The organism is Acidovorax sp. SUPP3434 (assembly GCF_030159015.1).
In the GTDB taxonomy this organism is placed as follows: domain Bacteria; phylum Pseudomonadota; class Gammaproteobacteria; order Burkholderiales; family Burkholderiaceae_C; genus Paracidovorax.
In genome coordinates, this window is the sequence record NZ_BQXL01000001.1 from 536,367 (window position 1) to 552,047 (window position 15,681).

General features: G+C 65.6%; 13 protein-coding genes. 8 read left to right on the plus strand and 5 right to left on the minus strand.

Features of this window, described 5'->3' with window-relative positions:
* The first annotated feature begins 99 nt into the window (after positions 1-99).
* The 6 genes from aceE (at position 100) to AVKW3434_RS02440 (ending at position 9,552) form a co-directional block, all read left to right on the plus strand.
* Positions 100-2,823, plus strand: a complete 2,724-nt coding sequence (gene aceE / locus AVKW3434_RS02415) for a pyruvate dehydrogenase (acetyl-transferring), homodimeric type (protein ID WP_272569141.1) — start codon at positions 100-102, stop codon at positions 2,821-2,823.
* A gap of 103 nt (positions 2,824-2,926) precedes the next feature.
* Positions 2,927-4,624 carry a dihydrolipoyllysine-residue acetyltransferase gene (aceF, locus tag AVKW3434_RS02420; RefSeq protein WP_284404036.1) on the plus strand — a complete coding sequence of 566 codons (1,698 nt, stop codon included), beginning with the start codon at positions 2,927-2,929 and terminating at the stop codon, positions 4,622-4,624.
* Positions 4,625-4,637: 13 nt separating this feature from the next.
* Positions 4,638-6,509 carry a dihydrolipoyl dehydrogenase gene (gene lpdA, locus AVKW3434_RS02425; RefSeq protein WP_284404038.1) on the plus strand — a complete coding sequence of 624 codons (1,872 nt, stop codon included), beginning with the start codon at positions 4,638-4,640 and terminating at the stop codon, positions 6,507-6,509.
* Positions 6,510-6,716: 207 nt separating this feature from the next.
* Positions 6,717-7,682, plus strand: a complete 966-nt coding sequence (locus AVKW3434_RS02430; RefSeq protein WP_284404039.1) for a tripartite tricarboxylate transporter substrate binding protein — start codon at positions 6,717-6,719, stop codon at positions 7,680-7,682.
* Positions 7,683-7,884: 202 nt separating this feature from the next.
* A complete protein-coding gene (locus AVKW3434_RS02435; RefSeq protein WP_284404041.1) occupies positions 7,885-8,475 on the plus strand; it encodes a hypothetical protein in 591 nt (196 codons plus the stop codon).
* Positions 8,476-8,601: 126 nt separating this feature from the next.
* Positions 8,602-9,552 (plus strand): class I SAM-dependent methyltransferase, encoded by a 951-nt coding sequence (locus AVKW3434_RS02440; protein WP_284404043.1) that lies wholly within the window; start codon positions 8,602-8,604, stop codon positions 9,550-9,552.
* A 64-nt stretch (positions 9,553-9,616) separates the two neighbouring features.
* Here AVKW3434_RS02440 and AVKW3434_RS02445 read toward each other — a convergent pair whose 3' ends face one another.
* Positions 9,617-10,516 (minus strand): LysR family transcriptional regulator, encoded by a 900-nt coding sequence (locus AVKW3434_RS02445; protein WP_284404045.1) that lies wholly within the window; start codon positions 10,514-10,516, stop codon positions 9,617-9,619.
* A 122-nt stretch (positions 10,517-10,638) separates the two neighbouring features.
* Here AVKW3434_RS02445 and AVKW3434_RS02450 point away from each other — a divergent pair, with 122 nt between their 5' ends.
* Positions 10,639-11,589: an NAD-dependent epimerase/dehydratase family protein gene (locus tag AVKW3434_RS02450; protein WP_284404047.1), complete on the plus strand. Its 951-nt coding sequence runs from the start codon at positions 10,639-10,641 to the stop codon at positions 11,587-11,589.
* A gap of 34 nt (positions 11,590-11,623) precedes the next feature.
* On the opposite strand, the gene AVKW3434_RS02455 is transcribed toward AVKW3434_RS02450, so the two are convergent.
* From AVKW3434_RS02455 to AVKW3434_RS02470, 4 genes are all read right to left on the minus strand, one after another.
* Positions 11,624-12,178: a 2OG-Fe(II) oxygenase gene (locus AVKW3434_RS02455; protein ID WP_284404053.1), complete on the minus strand. Its 555-nt coding sequence runs from the start codon at positions 12,176-12,178 to the stop codon at positions 11,624-11,626.
* Positions 12,179-12,282: 104 nt separating this feature from the next.
* Positions 12,283-13,050 (minus strand): hypothetical protein, encoded by a 768-nt coding sequence (locus AVKW3434_RS02460; RefSeq protein ID WP_284404054.1) that lies wholly within the window; start codon positions 13,048-13,050, stop codon positions 12,283-12,285.
* Between the two features lie 45 nt (positions 13,051-13,095).
* Positions 13,096-13,920, minus strand: a complete 825-nt coding sequence (locus AVKW3434_RS02465; RefSeq protein ID WP_284404055.1) for a DUF2167 domain-containing protein — start codon at positions 13,918-13,920, stop codon at positions 13,096-13,098.
* Between the two features lie 174 nt (positions 13,921-14,094).
* Positions 14,095-14,457 (minus strand): response regulator, encoded by a 363-nt coding sequence (locus AVKW3434_RS02470; RefSeq protein ID WP_284404057.1) that lies wholly within the window; start codon positions 14,455-14,457, stop codon positions 14,095-14,097.
* 55 nt (positions 14,458-14,512) lie between these two features.
* On the opposite strand from AVKW3434_RS02470, the gene AVKW3434_RS02475 reads away from it, so the two are divergent.
* Positions 14,513-15,634 (plus strand): sensor histidine kinase, encoded by a 1,122-nt coding sequence (locus tag AVKW3434_RS02475; protein WP_284404060.1) that lies wholly within the window; start codon positions 14,513-14,515, stop codon positions 15,632-15,634.
* The last annotated feature ends 47 nt before the right edge of the window (positions 15,635-15,681 follow it).

Genomic DNA, 15,681 nt, shown 5'->3' on the forward strand with positions numbered 1-15,681 from the left:
TTTTGCATTATGAAAATGAAAAGCACAATTTGAAATACCAAAAAAATATGAGACACTCGCCCGAAATTTCCAACGCCAGCACCCATAAAGGAGACAGGCATGTCAGCTCAGACCGACCCCCAGGCCGGAAACCCGGCGTCGTCCACCCCCGACACCGATCAGCAGGAAACCCGTGAGTGGATGGATGCGCTGAGCGCCGTCATCGACAAGGAAGGTGCCGAACGCGCCCACTTCCTGATCGAACAACTGCTCGAACATGCCCGGCAAAGCAGCATCGACCTGCCCTTCTCGGCCAACACCGGCTACGTGAACACCCTGGAGTCGAACCAGGAAGCCCGTTGCCCCGGCAACCTCGAAATCGAAGGCCGCCTGCGCGCCTACATGCGCTGGAACGCCATGGCCATGGTCGTCAAGGCCAACCGCCACCATCCGCCCGAAGGCGGCGACCTGGGCGGCCACATCGGCTCGTTCGCCTCGCTGGCCAACATGTTCGGCGCCGGCTTCAACCACTTCTGGCACGCCGAGAGCGAGAACCACGGCGGCGACCTGCTGTACATCCAGGGCCACGTGTCGCCCGGCATCTACGCCCGCGCTTACCTCGAAGGCCGCCTGTCCGAAGAGCAACTGCTCAACTTCCGCCAGGAAGTGGATGGCAAGGGCCTGTCCAGCTACCCGCACCCCAAGCTGATGCCCGAGTTCTGGCAGTTCCCCACCGTGTCGATGGGCCTGGGCCCGCTGATGGCGATCTACCAGGCGCGTTTTCTCAAGTACCTGCATGCCCGCGGCATCGCCAACACCGAAAACCGCAAGGTCTGGGTGTTCTGCGGCGACGGCGAGATGGACGAGGTCGAATCGCTGGGCGCCATCGGCCTGGCCGCGCGCGAGAACCTGGACAACCTGATCTTCGTCATCAACTGCAACCTGCAGCGCCTGGACGGCCCGGTGCGCGGCAACGGCAAGATCATCCAGGAGCTGGAGAGCGAGTTCCGCGGCTCCGGCTGGAACGTCATCAAGCTGCTGTGGGGCAAGGGCTGGGACGACCTGCTGGCGCGCGACAAGGACGGCGCACTGCGCAAGATCATGATGGAGTGCAACGACGGGGACTACCAGTCGTTCAAGGCCAACGACGGCGCCTACGTGCGCAAGCACTTCTTCGGCCGCGATCCGCGCACGCTGAAGATGGTCGAGCACATGAGCGACGACGAGATCTGGAACCTGCGCCGCGGCGGCCACGATTCGCAGAAGGTCTATGCCGCCTTCCACGCCGCCAACGAGCACAAGGGCCAGCCCACCGTGCTGCTGGTCAAGACCGTCAAGGGCTTCGGCATGGGCAAGATCGGCGAGGGCAAGAACACCGTCCACCAGACCAAGAAGCTCGGCGACGAGGACATCAAGGCCTTCCGTGACCGCTTCAACATTCCGATTCCGGACAGCCAGATCGCCGACCTGCCGTTCTACAAGCCGGCCGACGACACCCCCGAAATGAAGTACCTGCACGAGCGCCGCAAGGCCCTCGGCGGCTACCTGCCCAAGCGCCGCGTGAAGGCCGACGAGAGCTTCACCGTGCCCGCGCTGGAAACGTTCAAGGCCATCCTCGAGCCCACGCCCGAAGGCCGCGAAATCTCCACCACGCAAGCCTACGTGCGCTTTCTCACGCAGCTGCTGCGCGATCAGGCCCTGGGCCCGCGCGTGGTGCCCATCCTGGTGGACGAGGCCCGCACGTTCGGCATGGAAGGCCTGTTCCGCCAGATCGGCATCTACAACCCGCACGGTCAGCAGTACACCCCGGTCGACAAGGACCAGGTCATGTACTACAAGGAAGACAAGGCCGGCCAGATCCTGCAGGAAGGCATCAACGAGGCCGGCGGCATGAGCAGCTGGATCGCGGCCGCCACCTCGTACAGCACCAACAACCGCATCATGGTGCCGTTCTACGTGTACTACTCGATGTTCGGCTTCCAGCGCATCGGCGACCTGGCCTGGGCGGCGGGCGACATGCAGGCGCGCGGCTTCCTGCTGGGCGGCACCTCGGGCCGCACCACACTGAACGGCGAAGGCCTGCAGCACGAAGACGGCCACAGCCACATCCTGGCCGGCACCATCCCCAACTGCGTGAGCTACGACCCGACCTTCGCCCACGAAGTCGCGGTGATCATGCACGACGGCATGAAGCGCATGGTCGAGCGCCAGGAAAACGTCTTCTACTACCTCACGCTGCTGAACGAAAACTACTCGATGCCCGGCCTGCAGCCCGGTACCGAAGAGCAGATCATCAAGGGCATGTACCTGTGCAAGCAGGCGCCGGCCCTCAAGAAGGACGCCCCCACCGTGCAGCTGCTGGGCAGCGGCACCATCCTGCGGGAGTCGTTCTTCGCGCAAGAGCTGCTGGAAAAGGACTGGGGCGTGGCCGCTTCCGTGTGGAGCTGCCCGAGCTTCAACGAGCTGACCCGCGACGGCCAGGACGCCGACCGCTGGAACCTGCTGCACCCCACCGAAACGCCGCGCGTGCCGTTCGTGGAGGAGCAGTTGTCCAAGACCACCGGCCCGGTCATCGCCTCCACCGACTACATGAAGGCCTACGCCGAGCAGATCCGCCCTTTCATCCCCAAGGGCCGTGCCTACAAGGTGCTGGGCACCGACGGGTTCGGACGCAGCGACTTCCGCCGCAAGCTGCGCGAGCACTTCGAGATCAACCGCCACTACATCGTCGTGGCGGCGCTCAAGGGCCTGGCGGACGACGGCGTGGTGCCGGCGGCCAAGGTGGCCGAGGCGATCCAGAAATACGGCATCAACACCGACAAGATCAACCCGCTCTACGCTTGAACACCGATCGGAGACGCACGGTGAACCCCCACGCTCATATTCATTCGCTGCCCCCCAAGGGGGCACATGCCTCCTTTGAGGCGGCTCGGCAGGAGGCATAAACATGGCATTGGTAGATATCCAGGTCCCGGACATCGGGGATTTCGACGAAGTGGGCGTGATCGAGTTGCTGGTCAAGCCCGGCGACACGGTCAAGGCCGAGCAATCACTCATCACGGTGGAATCGGACAAGGCCTCGATGGAAATCCCGTCGAGCCACGCCGGCGTGGTGAAGGAACTCAAGGTCGCCGTGGGCGACAAGGTCAAGCAGGGCTCGGTCATCGTGGTGGTCGAAGCCGCCGATGGGGCCGCTGCCGAGTCCAAGCCGGCTCCCGCGCAGGCCGAGTCCGGGCAGGGCGCTGCCCAATCGGCCGCACCCGCGCCCGCCCCGGCTGCGGCGCCTGCCGCCGCTCCGGCACCCGCTCCCGCAGCGTCGGGCCCGGTGGAAGTGCACGTGCCCGACATCGGCGACTTCAAGGACGTGGCCGTCATCGAACTGCTCGTCAAGGTGGGCGACACGGTCAAGGCCGAGCAGTCGCTGTTCACCGTCGAATCCGACAAGGCGTCGATGGAAATCCCGTCGCCCGCGGCCGGCGTGATCAAGGAACTCAAGGTCAAGATCGGCGACAAGCTCAATGTGGGCGATCTCGTGGCGATCATGGAAGGCGCCGCAGGTGCAGCCCCCGCGGCGGCGGCCCCTGCGCCTTCTGCTGCTGCCCCCGCACCGCAGGCCGAGCCGAAAGCATCGGCCGCCGAAGAGGCTGCGCCCCAGGCCAGCGCCAAGCCGGCTGCAGCGCCCGCGCCGCACGCCCCGGGCGCCGCGCCCGTCGGCTTGCCGCACGCCAGCCCCTCGGTGCGCAAGTTCGCCCGCGAACTCGGCGTGCCGCTGGACGAGGTCAAGGGCTCCGGCCCCAAGGGCCGCATCACGCAGGACGATGTGCAGGCCTTCACCAAGCAGGTGATGAGCGGCGCGGCCCAGACCAAGGCGCAGGCTGCCAAGCCCTCGGCCGGTGGTGGATCGGGCGCCGGACTGGACCTGCTGCCGTGGCCCAAGGTGGACTTCGCCAAGTTCGGCACCGTGGAGCGCAAGGACCTGTCGCGCATCAAGAAGATCAGCGGCGCCAACCTGCACCGCAACTGGGTGATGATTCCCCACGTCACCAACAACGACGAGGCCGACATCACCGAGCTGGAAGCCTTCCGCGTCTCCACCAACAAGGAGAACGAGAAGTCCGGCGTGAAGGTGACCATGCTCGCCTTCGTCATCAAGGCCGTGGTGGCCGCGCTCAAGAAATTCCCCGAGTTCAACACCAGCCTGGACGGCGACACGCTCGTCTACAAGCAGTACTACCACGTCGGCTTCGCGGCGGACACGCCCAACGGCCTCGTGGTGCCGGTGCTGAAAGATGCCGACAAGAAGGGCATCCTCCAGATCAGCCAGGAAATGGGCGAACTGGCCAAGAAGGCCCGCGACGGAAAGCTCGGCGCGGCTGACATGCAGGGCGGCTGCATGTCGATCAGCTCGCTGGGCGGCATCGGCGGCACGCACTTCACACCCATCATCAACGCACCCGAAGTGGCCATCCTCGGCCTCTCCAAGGGCCAGATGAAGCCGGTGTGGGACGGCAAGGCCTTCGTGCCGCGCCTGGTGCTGCCGCTGTCGCTGTCTTACGACCACCGCGTGATCGACGGCGCCAGCGCCGCGCGCTTCAACGCCTACCTCGGCCAAGTGCTGGCGGACTACCGCCGCATCCTGCTGTAAAGGAGCATCCCCTATGGCAGTGATCGACATCAAGGTGCCCGACATCGGCGACTTCGCCGAAGTGGGCGTGATCGAAGTGCTGGTGAAGCCCGGCGACACCATCAAGGCCGAGCAGAGCCTGGTCACCGTGGAGTCCGACAAGGCATCGATGGAAATCCCGTCGAGCCATGCCGGCGTGGTGAAGGAGCTCAAGGTCAAGATCGGCGACAAGGTCGCGGAAGGCTCCGTGCTGCTCACGCTGGAGGCGTCCGACGCCGCCAGCGCGCCGGCCGCGGCGCCTGTACCTGCAGCAGCGCCTGCGGCAGCTTCCGAGCCAAAACAGGCTCCAGCACAATCAACACTAGGGCATGCTGCTACAAAAAGCGTAGCAATCGCTCCGGCGGCCAGCTACGGCGGCACGGTCGACCTGGATTGCGACGTGCTCGTGCTGGGCGGTGGCCCCGGCGGCTACAGCGCCGCGTTCCGTGCGGCCGACCTGGGCCTCAAGGTGATCGTGGTCGAGCGCTACGCCACCCTGGGCGGCGTCTGCCTGAACGTGGGCTGCATCCCGTCGAAGGCGCTACTGCACGTGGCGGCGGTGATCGACGAGGTCAGCCACCTGAAGGCGGCGGGCATCGATTTCGGTGCGCCCAAGGTGGACATCGACACGCTGCGCGGCCACAAGGAAAAGGTCATCGGCAAGCTGACGGGCGGCCTCGCGGCCATGGCCAAGATGCGCAAGGTGACCACCGTGCGCGGCGTGGGCCAGTTCGTGGGCGCGAACCACCTCGAAGTGGAAGAGACCACGGGCGCCGCGGGCCAGGAGAAGACGGGCAGCAAGAAGGTCATCGCCTTCAAGAACGCCGTCATCGCCGCCGGCTCGCAGGCCGTGCACCTGCCGTTCATGCCCAAGGACCCGCGCGTGGTGGACTCCACCGGCGCGCTGGAACTCCAGTCGGTTCCGAAGCGCATGCTCATCCTGGGCGGCGGCATCATCGGCCTGGAAATGGGCACGGTGTACAGCACGCTCGGCGCGCGCCTGGATGTGGTCGAGATGATGGACGGACTGATGCAGGGCGCTGACCGCGACCTCGTCAAGATCTGGCAGAAGATGAACGCCAAGCGCTTCGACAACATCATGCTCAAGACCAAGACGGTGGGCGCCGAAGCCACGCCCGAGGGCATCAAGGTGACGTTCGCCGCCGCGCAAGAGGGCGGCACCGCGCCCGAGCCGCAGGTGTACGACCTGGTGCTGCAGGCCGTGGGCCGCACGCCCAACGGCAAGAAGATCGGTGCCGACAAGGCCGGCGTGGCCGTCACCGACCGCGGCTTCATCGACGTGGACATCCAGATGCGCACCAACGTGCCGCACATCTTCGCCATCGGCGACATCGTGGGCCAGCCCATGCTGGCGCACAAGGCGGTGCACGAGGCGCACGTGGCGGCGGAAGTCATCGCCGGCGAACTGCAGGGCAACAAGGAGCTGGCCGCCGCCGCCTTCAACGCCCGCGTGATCCCGAGCGTGGCCTATACCGACCCCGAAGTGGCCTGGGTTGGCCTGACCGAAGACCAAGCCAAGGCGCAGGGCATCAAGGTCAAGAAGGGCCTGTTCCCCTGGAACGCCTCCGGCCGTGCCATCGCCAACGGCCGCGACGAAGGCGTGACCAAGCTGCTGTTCGACGATTCGCCCGAGGCCCATGGCCACGGCCGCATCCTGGGCGGCGGCATGGTCGGCACACATGCGGGCGACATGATCGGCGAGATCGCCCTGGCGATCGAGATGGGCGCCGACGCGGTGGACATCGGCAAGACGATCCACCCGCACCCCACGCTGGGCGAAAGCATCGGCATGGCGGCCGAGATCGCGCACGGCTCCTGCACGGACGTGCCGCCGCAAAAGAAGTGAGTCCGGCGCCACTGCGGCGCCCGCATTCTGCAAGGCAGCTTCGGCTGCCTTTTTTCATGGGCCGGAAGGTCGCGATTGGCCGGGGGGTAGGCGCCGAGGGGTCACCAGCTGCGGCCTATCATGGGTCGAAGTTCGGGCCCGGCGCCACAATGCACTTGCCGTCACGCGCTGCGATGGACTCGAATCCACCACAGGAGATATTTCCCCATGCGATTGAAATTCTGCGCGCCGGCCGTTCTGCTGGCGCTGTCCAGTGCCGCCATGGCCGCCTGGCCCGAAAAGCCCATCACCCTGGTCGTTCCCTTCCCGCCCGGTCAGGCCACCGACATCTTCGCCCGCGCGCTGGCCGAGAAGCTGGGCACCCGCCTGGGGCAACCGCTGGTGGTGGACAACAAGGCCGGCGCGGGCAGCAACATCGGCACCGAGCAGGTGGTGCGCGCCAAGGCGGACGGCTACACGCTGGTGATGGCCGGAAGCGCGATGGCGGTCAACCAAACGCTGTACCGCAAGGTCAACTTCGATCCGCGCAAGGATCTGCAGGGCATCAGCCTCGTCGCCAAGGTGCCGCTGGTGTTCCTGGCGCACCCCCAGTCCGGCATCAAGACCATGCAGGACCTGGTGGACAAGGCCCGGGCCGAGCCGGGCAAGCTGAGCTATGCCAGCGCGGGCATCGGCGGCACGCAGCACCTGAGCGGGGAAATGGTCAAGGCGCGTGCGAGGATCGAGATCGAACACATTCCCTACAAGGGCAGCGGGCCGGCGCAGGCCGACTTCATCGGCGGGCAGGTGCCCTTGATGGTGGATTCGGTGACGGCGGGCCTGGCCAACATCCAGGCGGGCAAGGCCGTTGCGCTGGGTGTCACCTCTGCCACGCGCTCCAGCCAGTTGCCGAACGTGCCGACGATCGCCGAGACCGGCCTGCCGGAGTTCAAGGGCTTCGAAGCCGTGGGCTGGCTGGGCCTGATGGCACCCAAGGGCACGCCGCGTGCCATCGTGGACCGCCTGAACCACGAGGTGGTAGACATCCTTTCCAGCGCCGAGATGCAGAAGTTCATGCGCGACCGCGGCTCCGAGCCGTCGCCCAGCTCGCCCGAGGCCATGGACCAGTTCGTCGCCCGCGAAATCGTGGAGTGGGGCAAGGCCGTGAAGCAATCCGGCGCGTCGGTGGACTGATCCGGCCGAACCAGGCATCTGCCAGGCAGCGCAGCCGCGCAGGATCCGGGAGGACTGCGCGGTTTTTTCATGGGCGCGCCTTTTTGATGCGGGATGCGGCAGCATCGATGCCTGGGGTTCGTTCGACCCCCCTCTACTTCGCATGGCAAACGGGGTCGAATATTCGTCCTTTCATAATCAAAAAAACTCCGGCCCAATATCAATGAATATCGACTCCAATCTGTCGACAGCCCAATATGCGCTTCGCAGAATCAAAGAAGAAATCTATAAAAAAGACAACTTCAAATCCTCCAACAAAACCAGCTTGAGAAAAAGCGACGCGCTGGAAAATGCCCGCATGCAGGCGGCCGCCGACGAGATCGATGCCATTCGCGCGCCAAGGAATGTCTTCAATCTGAAGCGAGCCTTGTGGGAGGGCCGTGGACACAACTGTGGCGAGTTGGCCAGTGCAGCGAAATACATCGCGGCCGAAAGAGGGATGGCGGCGTGTGTTGCGCGCACCGACGCGCACGGTTTCGCCGTGATCGGCGACCTTCCGGACCCGGCCGGACTGCCTGCCCGGATGGAGCAGTGGCCCGAACATCTCGCGGTGTGCGATCCCTGGGTGAATGTCGCTTGCCAGGCCACCGCATACCCCGAAAAATTCATGGAAAAAATGCAGAAGTGGGAGCGGGATGAAAAGATTATTGAAAATCCGCATTCCCAGACCGAGGAGGATGGCTGGATCCGTCCGATCGATCCTGCGTGGACCCAAGCCGTGCTCAACGGGCCCCGGCCCGAGTCGGGTGATTGAATGAAGCCACCCTGGCGCGCCAACAAGGTGGTATGGCGCAGATTGCTATTTAATTGATAGCAAATTAAGCTGAAAGAACAAGCGCTGGCGGGCGTTCGGGGGCGGCTTTTTTGCCACAATCGCACCATGCAACCCTTGCTCGACGCCATCGCCACGATGGCCTTTCCCACGGACGCCCAGCGCATCTTCCACGGACGCGGCGGCCGGTTTCCCGGCTGCGAACATTGGGCGCTGGACGCCTACCCGCCGGTCTTCGTGCTCACCAGTTTTCTGCCCGTGGCCGAAGAAGACCTCGCCACCATCGGCGCCGCATTGCAAAGCCGGTGGGCGCAGATTGCGCCGGGCGAGCCGCTGAACTGGGTGTTCCAGTGCCGCCACGAGCAACTGCGCGTGCAGGGCCGCGCAGAAACCCGTCTGATGGCAGGCGCCGTGCCGGACCCGCATGTGGTCACGGAGCAGGGCGCGCGCTTTCGCGTGCATGTGCTCAAGGGGCAGAACCACGGCCTGTTCCTGGACATGGCGGAAGGCCGGCGCTGGGTTCGGCAATACGTCGCAGCGCACCAGGCCCGCGAACCGCGCGGTGCCAAGGTGCTGAACCTGTTCGCCTACACCTGCGCGTTTTCGGTGGTGGCACTGCAGGCGGGCGCCCGGCAGGTGGTGAACGTGGACATGAGCCACGGCGCCATCGCCATCGGACAGCAGAACCACCAGCTCAATGGACTGACCACGGGCGCAGGCTTTCTGGCACATGACATCTTCAGCACCTGGGGCAAGATCACGCGCGGCGGCCCCTACGGCCTGGTGATCGTGGACCCGCCCAGCTACCAGAAGGGCAGCTTCGTCGCCACCAAGGACTACGCGCGGCTCATGCGGCGGTTGCCGGACCTGCTGGCACCGGGCGGGCACGCGTTGCTGTGCCTGAATGCACCGGAGCTGGGGTTGGATTTCCTGCAAGGGCAGATGCAGGCGCTGGCGCCGGACTTGGCGTTGGTGGAGCGGTTGGCCAACCCCGCGGTGTTCGCGGACGTGCAGGCGGAGCGGGCCCTGAAAGTGCTGGTGTACAAAGCGCCGGATTGAAGCCCGGTAGAGGGCCCATGCCTCTGCGCGGGAGGCCCGCAGCGCGCTTCGTGGGTGGGCCGCTTCAGCCGCCGCTCTGGATGTAGCGCGTGAGGCCCGCCGCCAACGCGGCGAAGGTGGCAGCGCAGCGCGGGCTCTCGCGCAGGTCTTCATGCATGGCGATCCAGGTGTCCAGTGCGGGCGAAAACTTCGGCTGGAGCACGCGCACCAGCGACTTGTCCCGGGCCGCCAACCCGACTTGGCAAGCGCCGATGCCGAAGCCTGCCCGGATCGCTGCCAGTTGCGCCAGATCGCTGTCTGCCCGAAACGCGAGCCCGGGGCGAGCGAACACCGGGAATTGCGCCTGCATCTTGCGCAGAAAAGGCGTCTCGTGGTCGAACCCGATCATCGCGTGGCCGGCCAGGTCGTCCATCGACTTCGGCACCCCGTGGGCCGCCAGGTAGCGCTTGTGCGCATACAGCCCCAGTTCCACAGCTCCGATGCGCCTGGCCACCAGGGCCTCCTGCGTGGGCTGGAACATGCGCACGGCAATGTCGGCCTCCCGGTGCAGGAGGTCGTCCGCCGCATTCGACAGCACCAGCTCGATGGTCAGTTGCGGGTGCGCGCTGCGCAGGGCCGACAGGATCGGGGGCAGCACCTCGACCCCGACGATCTCGCTGGCCGTGAGGCGCACCGTGCCGCGCACGCCGGATCCATGGCTGCTGGCCACGCGGCGCAGCGCCGCCGCGGTGGACGCCAGGCCGGCCGCATAGGGTTGCAGTTCCAACGCGGCTTCGGTGGGCTTGAACCCATCGAACGAGCGCGTGAACAGCTTCAACGCCAGGGCGTTTTCCAGGCTGTCGACATGGCGGCCGACGGTGGGCTGCGTCAAGCCCATCGCCCGGGCGGCCGCTGACAGCGAACCGGTTTCCATCACCTGCAGGAAGGTCCGGTACCACTCCCAACTCGGTTCGGGATCGGCCATGGTATGCATTGATGAATAGTGGGGATGCGATTTTAGGCAATTTTCTTTGACCCACTCCGCTCGCAAACTGCAGGCTCGCACCGCTGAAGCACCGGCGGTCCACGATTCCGCAGGACATCACCATGCCCCCCATCGCACTCTTCGGCGCCGCAGGCGCCATTGGACAAAGCATCGCCGCTGCGCTTCGCGCCAAAGGCCAGCCCTATCGCGTCGTCGGCCGGACCCGATCCAGCCTGAGCCAGGCTTTCGGCGCCGATCCGCTGGCCGACATCGTGACCTGGAATCCCGACGACCCGGCTTCGGTGCAAGCGGCCGCGTCGGGCGTGGAGACGCTGGTCTACATGGTGGGTGTGAACTACTGGCAGTTCGGGCTGCACCCGGACGTGATGCGCAAGACGCTGGCGGGCGCCATCGCGGCCGGCGTCCGGAACATCGTTCTCATCGGCACGGTGTATCCGTATGGCCGCCCGCGGACACAGCCGGTGCGCGAAGACCACCCCCGGGCGCCGCACACGTTCAAGGGCCGCATGCGCAAGGCACAGGAAGACCTGGTGATGCAAGCCCATGCCGAAGGCCATATCCGCGCGACGGTGCTGCGCCTGCCGGATTTCTATGGCCCCGGCGTGCAGGCCAGCCTGCTGCATGGGGCCGCGCAGGCTGCCATTCAGGGCGGCACCGCCGACATGGTGGGGCCCATCGACCGCCCGCATGAGTTCGTCTACGTGCCGGATGTGGGCCCGGTGGTCGTCCAGCTGGCGAACACCCCCGCTGCATTCGGCAAGATCTGGAACCTCGGCGGAGCCGGCGTGACCACGCAGCGTGAGATGGTGTCCGAAATGGAGCGCCAGACCGGCAGGGCGCTCAAGCGCAGGGTGGTGGGCAAGACCATGCTGCGCCTGATCGGCCTGTTCAACCCTTTCATGCGCGAGATGGTGGAGATGCACTACCTGCTCACCGACCCGGTGCTCATGGACGACTCGGCCCTGCGGCAACTGCTGGGGCCGATCCACAAGACGCCTTATGCGCAGGGCATCCGGCAAACGCTGGCGGTCGCGGCAGAGCGCGGGGGTTGATGCCTGCCTCTTTCATGCATGGCGTCCAAGCGGTTCAGACGATGGCCGGGCCCTTGGGGTACAGCACATCCGACCGCAGCACGTACTTGGTGCCTTCCACCAGCGCGCTGCCTTCGTGCCAGGTGTCGTGGATGAACACGAGGGCCGTGCCTTGCCTGGGTTGCACCTGGAAGGTCTTGAAGTCGGTGGCGCCTCCCTCGAATCCCTCGTTCAGGTGCACGAGGAACGTGAGCGCGCTGGTCAGGCCGCCTTCATGCCATGGGCCGTCCTTGTGCATCTTGAACCGCTGGCCGGGCGCGTATTTGTAGAAGCGCAGATCCTTGGGCAGGCCCGCCGCACGGGCACCCTCGATCTTCGGCAGTTCCACCTGCGACAGCCTGTGCCACAGCAGCGCCACCCAGTCCGGGCTTTCCACCATCGTGCGCTGGTTGTTGCGCACCTGGGGCAGAGGTCGGGGCCCACCGTGGGTGCGTACCTCCGCCGCGGTGAAACCCGTGTCTTCAGCCAGCTGGATGAGTTGACCGCACTCGGCGGGCGTCAAAAACTGGGGGATGGTGAAAACGCGAGGACTCAGTGTCACCCGATGCATGGTTCGATCTCCGCCAAAAAAACGTCCGAAGCGCAGCCAAAGGCCAGCGCGCAGGCTGCGTGTTTCGATGGTCTCACAGTGTGTGGAGATGCTGGCTTTGGGGGCTACGGCACATGCCCATCCGCACTGGCCCCGCTGCTGGCTTGCAGCCGGCCACGGGCTGCGCTGAGACGCTGAAGCGTCTGGGGGTTGTTCTCGGCCTGCGCCTGGTCCATGCCCGCTTCGACGACGGTCTGCGCGCGCTCCGCCAGGCCGCGCCACGCACCCGGCTCCAGCAGAGCATGGGCCGCCTGAAGCCAATCGCAAGGGGGCAAGTAGGCTGCCGACAGCTTGCGCACGGCGTTGAGCGCAAACGGCGGGCACAGGATGGCCTGCACCGCCACCGAGCGCGCGGTGTGCTGTGGCGTATGGCCGCGCCGCCCCTGCTGCAGGGCCAGCAGCGCGATCCAGAGCGCGAACCCGTAGATCAGCGCGAGGCAGCCCAGTTGCGCGGCCTCGCTCGGCCGAAGGAACAGCACCGCAGGCAGCAGCACGAACAGGGTGGCTCCGAGTCCACACAGCGGCCACGCGAAGCCGGCGAAACCCATGGCGTGCTGGCGCAGGCCCTCGATCGCCCGCGCATCGCCCGGCAGGTGGACACGTTCCACGTCCCACCTCAGCGTGTAGACGGGCTGGTGCGGCAGCAGCAAAGCAGGCCAGGCCAGGTAGGCCCAGCGGACCTCGAAACCCTGCGTCGCCAGCAGTCCGTGCCAACCCCGCCGGCCCCGGCGCAGCAGGCCGGCATCTGCGGCCAGCGGCACGCAGGCGTCATACCCATAGAAGGCGCAGATGGCAAGCATCACCTGCGCTTCGGGGCCGAGCAGCGTGAACACGGGGTGTCAGAGGTTGGGGGAGAGGGGCCGTAGCGGGCGCGGTGCTCAGGCTTCCTTCTTGCCGCGGCCGTACAGCTTGCCGATGGCACCGAAGACCGCGGCCACGCCGACGAGCAGGAACTTCCAGAACGCGGCGATGAAACCGCCGATGACCGTCCACAGGCCCTTCTTGGACGCCACAGCCGCTGCGCCGCCCAGCACCAGCGCACCCAGGCCGATCTTGGCGAGCTTGTCGCCGTTCTTGAATTCGGCATAGGTCTGGCCGCTGTTGTAGTTGAATCCGGTGAGCACCTGCTTGAACTGCTCGGTGTCCTTCGCGAGGTTTTCGGGATCGGACACGAGGATGGCACTCATCACGCCGGTGCGGCCCAGAATGCGCGAGGTGTAGTTGATCGCCTGGTGGCCGCTTTCATCGCGCAGGCGCAGGCCCCATTCCAGTCGCTTGCTCTGCGCGTCGTAATGCGGCTCGACCTGCCAGCCCTCGGTGTACAGGGCCTCCATGCCCAGCTTCTTGCGCTGCTGGTTGCCCTCCGCATCCGCGGCCTTGATGGACGACAGCAGTTCGGGGGCGTTGATCTTCTCGTCGTCCCTGATGTAGCCGGTGTCGTCGAACGAGAACACCGCGAACCAGTCCAGCGACTGCGGGGCGATCAGGTAATGGTTCGGCGTGGGCGGATTGCCATACAGCTGCAGCAGTTTGGCCGTGTCCTTGTCGTCCAAAAAGGCGTATCCCTTCGGGATCTTGATGGTGGCGTTGCTGCCGATTTCGCCCTGGCCCTGGTCGATCCAGTGCAGTGCCTTGACTTGCTCCGCTAGTTTTTCCTGGCGCTGCTGCGATTCCGGCGCCTGGGCCCAAAGGGCCATGGACATGCTGACGCCCAAGATGGCCGTAGCCAACGACTTGATCATTTCTTACCCTGTTATGAATTGGTTTTTGGTGTGTGCGCACGGGTCTTCCGCCCAGCCCCAGGCTGGAGCGGACACCTCTGCCGCCCGGCGCCAGGGCAAATGTACCCGGTGCGCCGCACCACAAAACCGCTCGGCCTAGGGTAGGAAGATGCCCATGAGCCGTTCGACATTCAAGGGTTTCGTCAGGGCATGACTGAAATCCGGACCGCCCTGGTGCTGCGCCACTTCAGCAACGCTGCCCGACAGGGCGATCAGCACGGGCGCCTTGCCGCCGAGCTTCGCCCGGATCTCACGGGCCACCTGGATGCCGCTCATTCGGGGAAGCATGAGGTCAAGAATGACTACATCGAAATGTCCACTGAGCGCCTGCTCCAGCCCGGACAGGCCGTCGTAAGCTGCCTGCACAGACAAATCGGGATTTCGGATCATCAGCAGTTCGCAGAGCATGTCTGCGGAGTCGCGGTGATCATCGACAACCAGGATGCGTTTGGGCTTCATATTTTCCTGGTAACGGCACACGTTACTTTTCTTCAAGGCCAATCGGAGTATCGCCATGCGCCTTGCGCAGTTCATTCGCCAAGCTCGGGAAGAGATCCTCGCCGAGTCGTTTGCCTATGCAACCCAGATTCCCGCGCTGCAGGGCTCCGCCGCCAGCGTTTTGCGCAACCATCTGCCACTGGTGCTGAACACCATAGCACTGGATCTGGAGCAGCCGCAAAGCCGGGAGCAGTCCATCGACAAATCCCTGGGGCACGCGGCGCCTCCCGCCGAAGAATCGGCTGCGCAGTCCCACGGCACGCTGCGCGCCCGCATTGGGCTGGACATCGAGCAACTGGTGGCCGAATACCGCGTGATCCGCTCCTGCGTGCTGCGGCTGTGGACGGAGGCATGCGAGCCCAATGAGTTCGTCATCCAAGACACGGTGCGTTTCAACGAGGCCATCGACCAGGCGGTCGCAGAATCAGTGGCTTTCCATGCCGCAGAAATTGCGAAATGGCGGCATATTTTTCTGGGGGTGCTGGGCCATGACCTGCGCGGCCCGCTGAACGCCATGATGCTCACCGCAGAGTTGCTGGAGCGGGTCGAGAGCAAGAGCAATGGGCAGGCGATGTACCTGGTCGGCGCGCTGCTGCGCAATGGCCGCCGCCTGAATGCGCTGCTCGACTCGCTGCTCGAATACAACAAGGCCACGCTGGGCGTCGGCATGCAGTTGAATCGCGAGGCGGTCGATCTGGGCGCGGAATGCCAGGAAGAGTTCGAGATGCTGCAGCAGGCCTTTCCCAAACGGCAGATCCAGCTGCAGATCACGGGCGATACGCGCGGCGCCTTCGACAGGTCGCGCGTGCGGCAGGCCGTCTCTAACCTGGTGTCGAACGCAGCGCAGCACAGCCCGGAGGGCAGCGCGGTGGCCGTGATCGTCGTAGGCCAGGAGACGGCGGTGGAGATCACCACGGAGAACGTTGCCGATCCGATTCCACAGGACGTGCTGAACACCTTGTTCGATCCCTTGCGGCGCAACGCCAGCGAGGCCGGCGCCTCGTCCGGACACTTGGGCCTGGGCCTGTTCATCGTGCGGGAGATCGCCAGGGCCCACCAGGGCGAGGTAACGGCCACGACGGCGGATGGCGTGATCCGGTTCAGGATGGTGCTGCCCAAATCCCCAAGGACGGCTTGAGGGGCAGGCGCTGTCGGCAAGCCCGGCCGGAAGGGCTCGCCGCACCG

Bases quoted from the DNA above. Each gene is read 5' to 3' on its own strand.
- aceE (WP_272569141.1), top strand. From the start codon at position 100: ATGTCAGCTCAGACCGACCCCCAGGCCGGAAACCCGGCGTCGTCCACC.
- aceF (WP_284404036.1), top strand. From the start codon at position 2,927: ATGGCATTGGTAGATATCCAGGTCCCGGACATCGGGGATTTCGACGAA.
- lpdA (WP_284404038.1), top strand. From the start codon at position 4,638: ATGGCAGTGATCGACATCAAGGTGCCCGACATCGGCGACTTCGCCGAA.
- AVKW3434_RS02430 (WP_284404039.1), top strand. From the start codon at position 6,717: ATGCGATTGAAATTCTGCGCGCCGGCCGTTCTGCTGGCGCTGTCCAGT.
- AVKW3434_RS02435 (WP_284404041.1), top strand. From the start codon at position 7,885: ATGAATATCGACTCCAATCTGTCGACAGCCCAATATGCGCTTCGCAGA.
- AVKW3434_RS02440 (WP_284404043.1), top strand. From the start codon at position 8,602: ATGCAACCCTTGCTCGACGCCATCGCCACGATGGCCTTTCCCACGGAC.
- AVKW3434_RS02445 (WP_284404045.1), bottom strand. From the start codon at position 10,516: ATGGCCGATCCCGAACCGAGTTGGGAGTGGTACCGGACCTTCCTGCAG.
- AVKW3434_RS02450 (WP_284404047.1), top strand. From the start codon at position 10,639: ATGCCCCCCATCGCACTCTTCGGCGCCGCAGGCGCCATTGGACAAAGC.
- AVKW3434_RS02455 (WP_284404053.1), bottom strand. From the start codon at position 12,178: ATGCATCGGGTGACACTGAGTCCTCGCGTTTTCACCATCCCCCAGTTT.
- AVKW3434_RS02465 (WP_284404055.1), bottom strand. From the start codon at position 13,920: ATGTCCATGGCCCTTTGGGCCCAGGCGCCGGAATCGCAGCAGCGCCAG.
- AVKW3434_RS02470 (WP_284404057.1), bottom strand. From the start codon at position 14,457: ATGAAGCCCAAACGCATCCTGGTTGTCGATGATCACCGCGACTCCGCA.
- AVKW3434_RS02475 (WP_284404060.1), top strand. From the start codon at position 14,513: ATGCGCCTTGCGCAGTTCATTCGCCAAGCTCGGGAAGAGATCCTCGCC.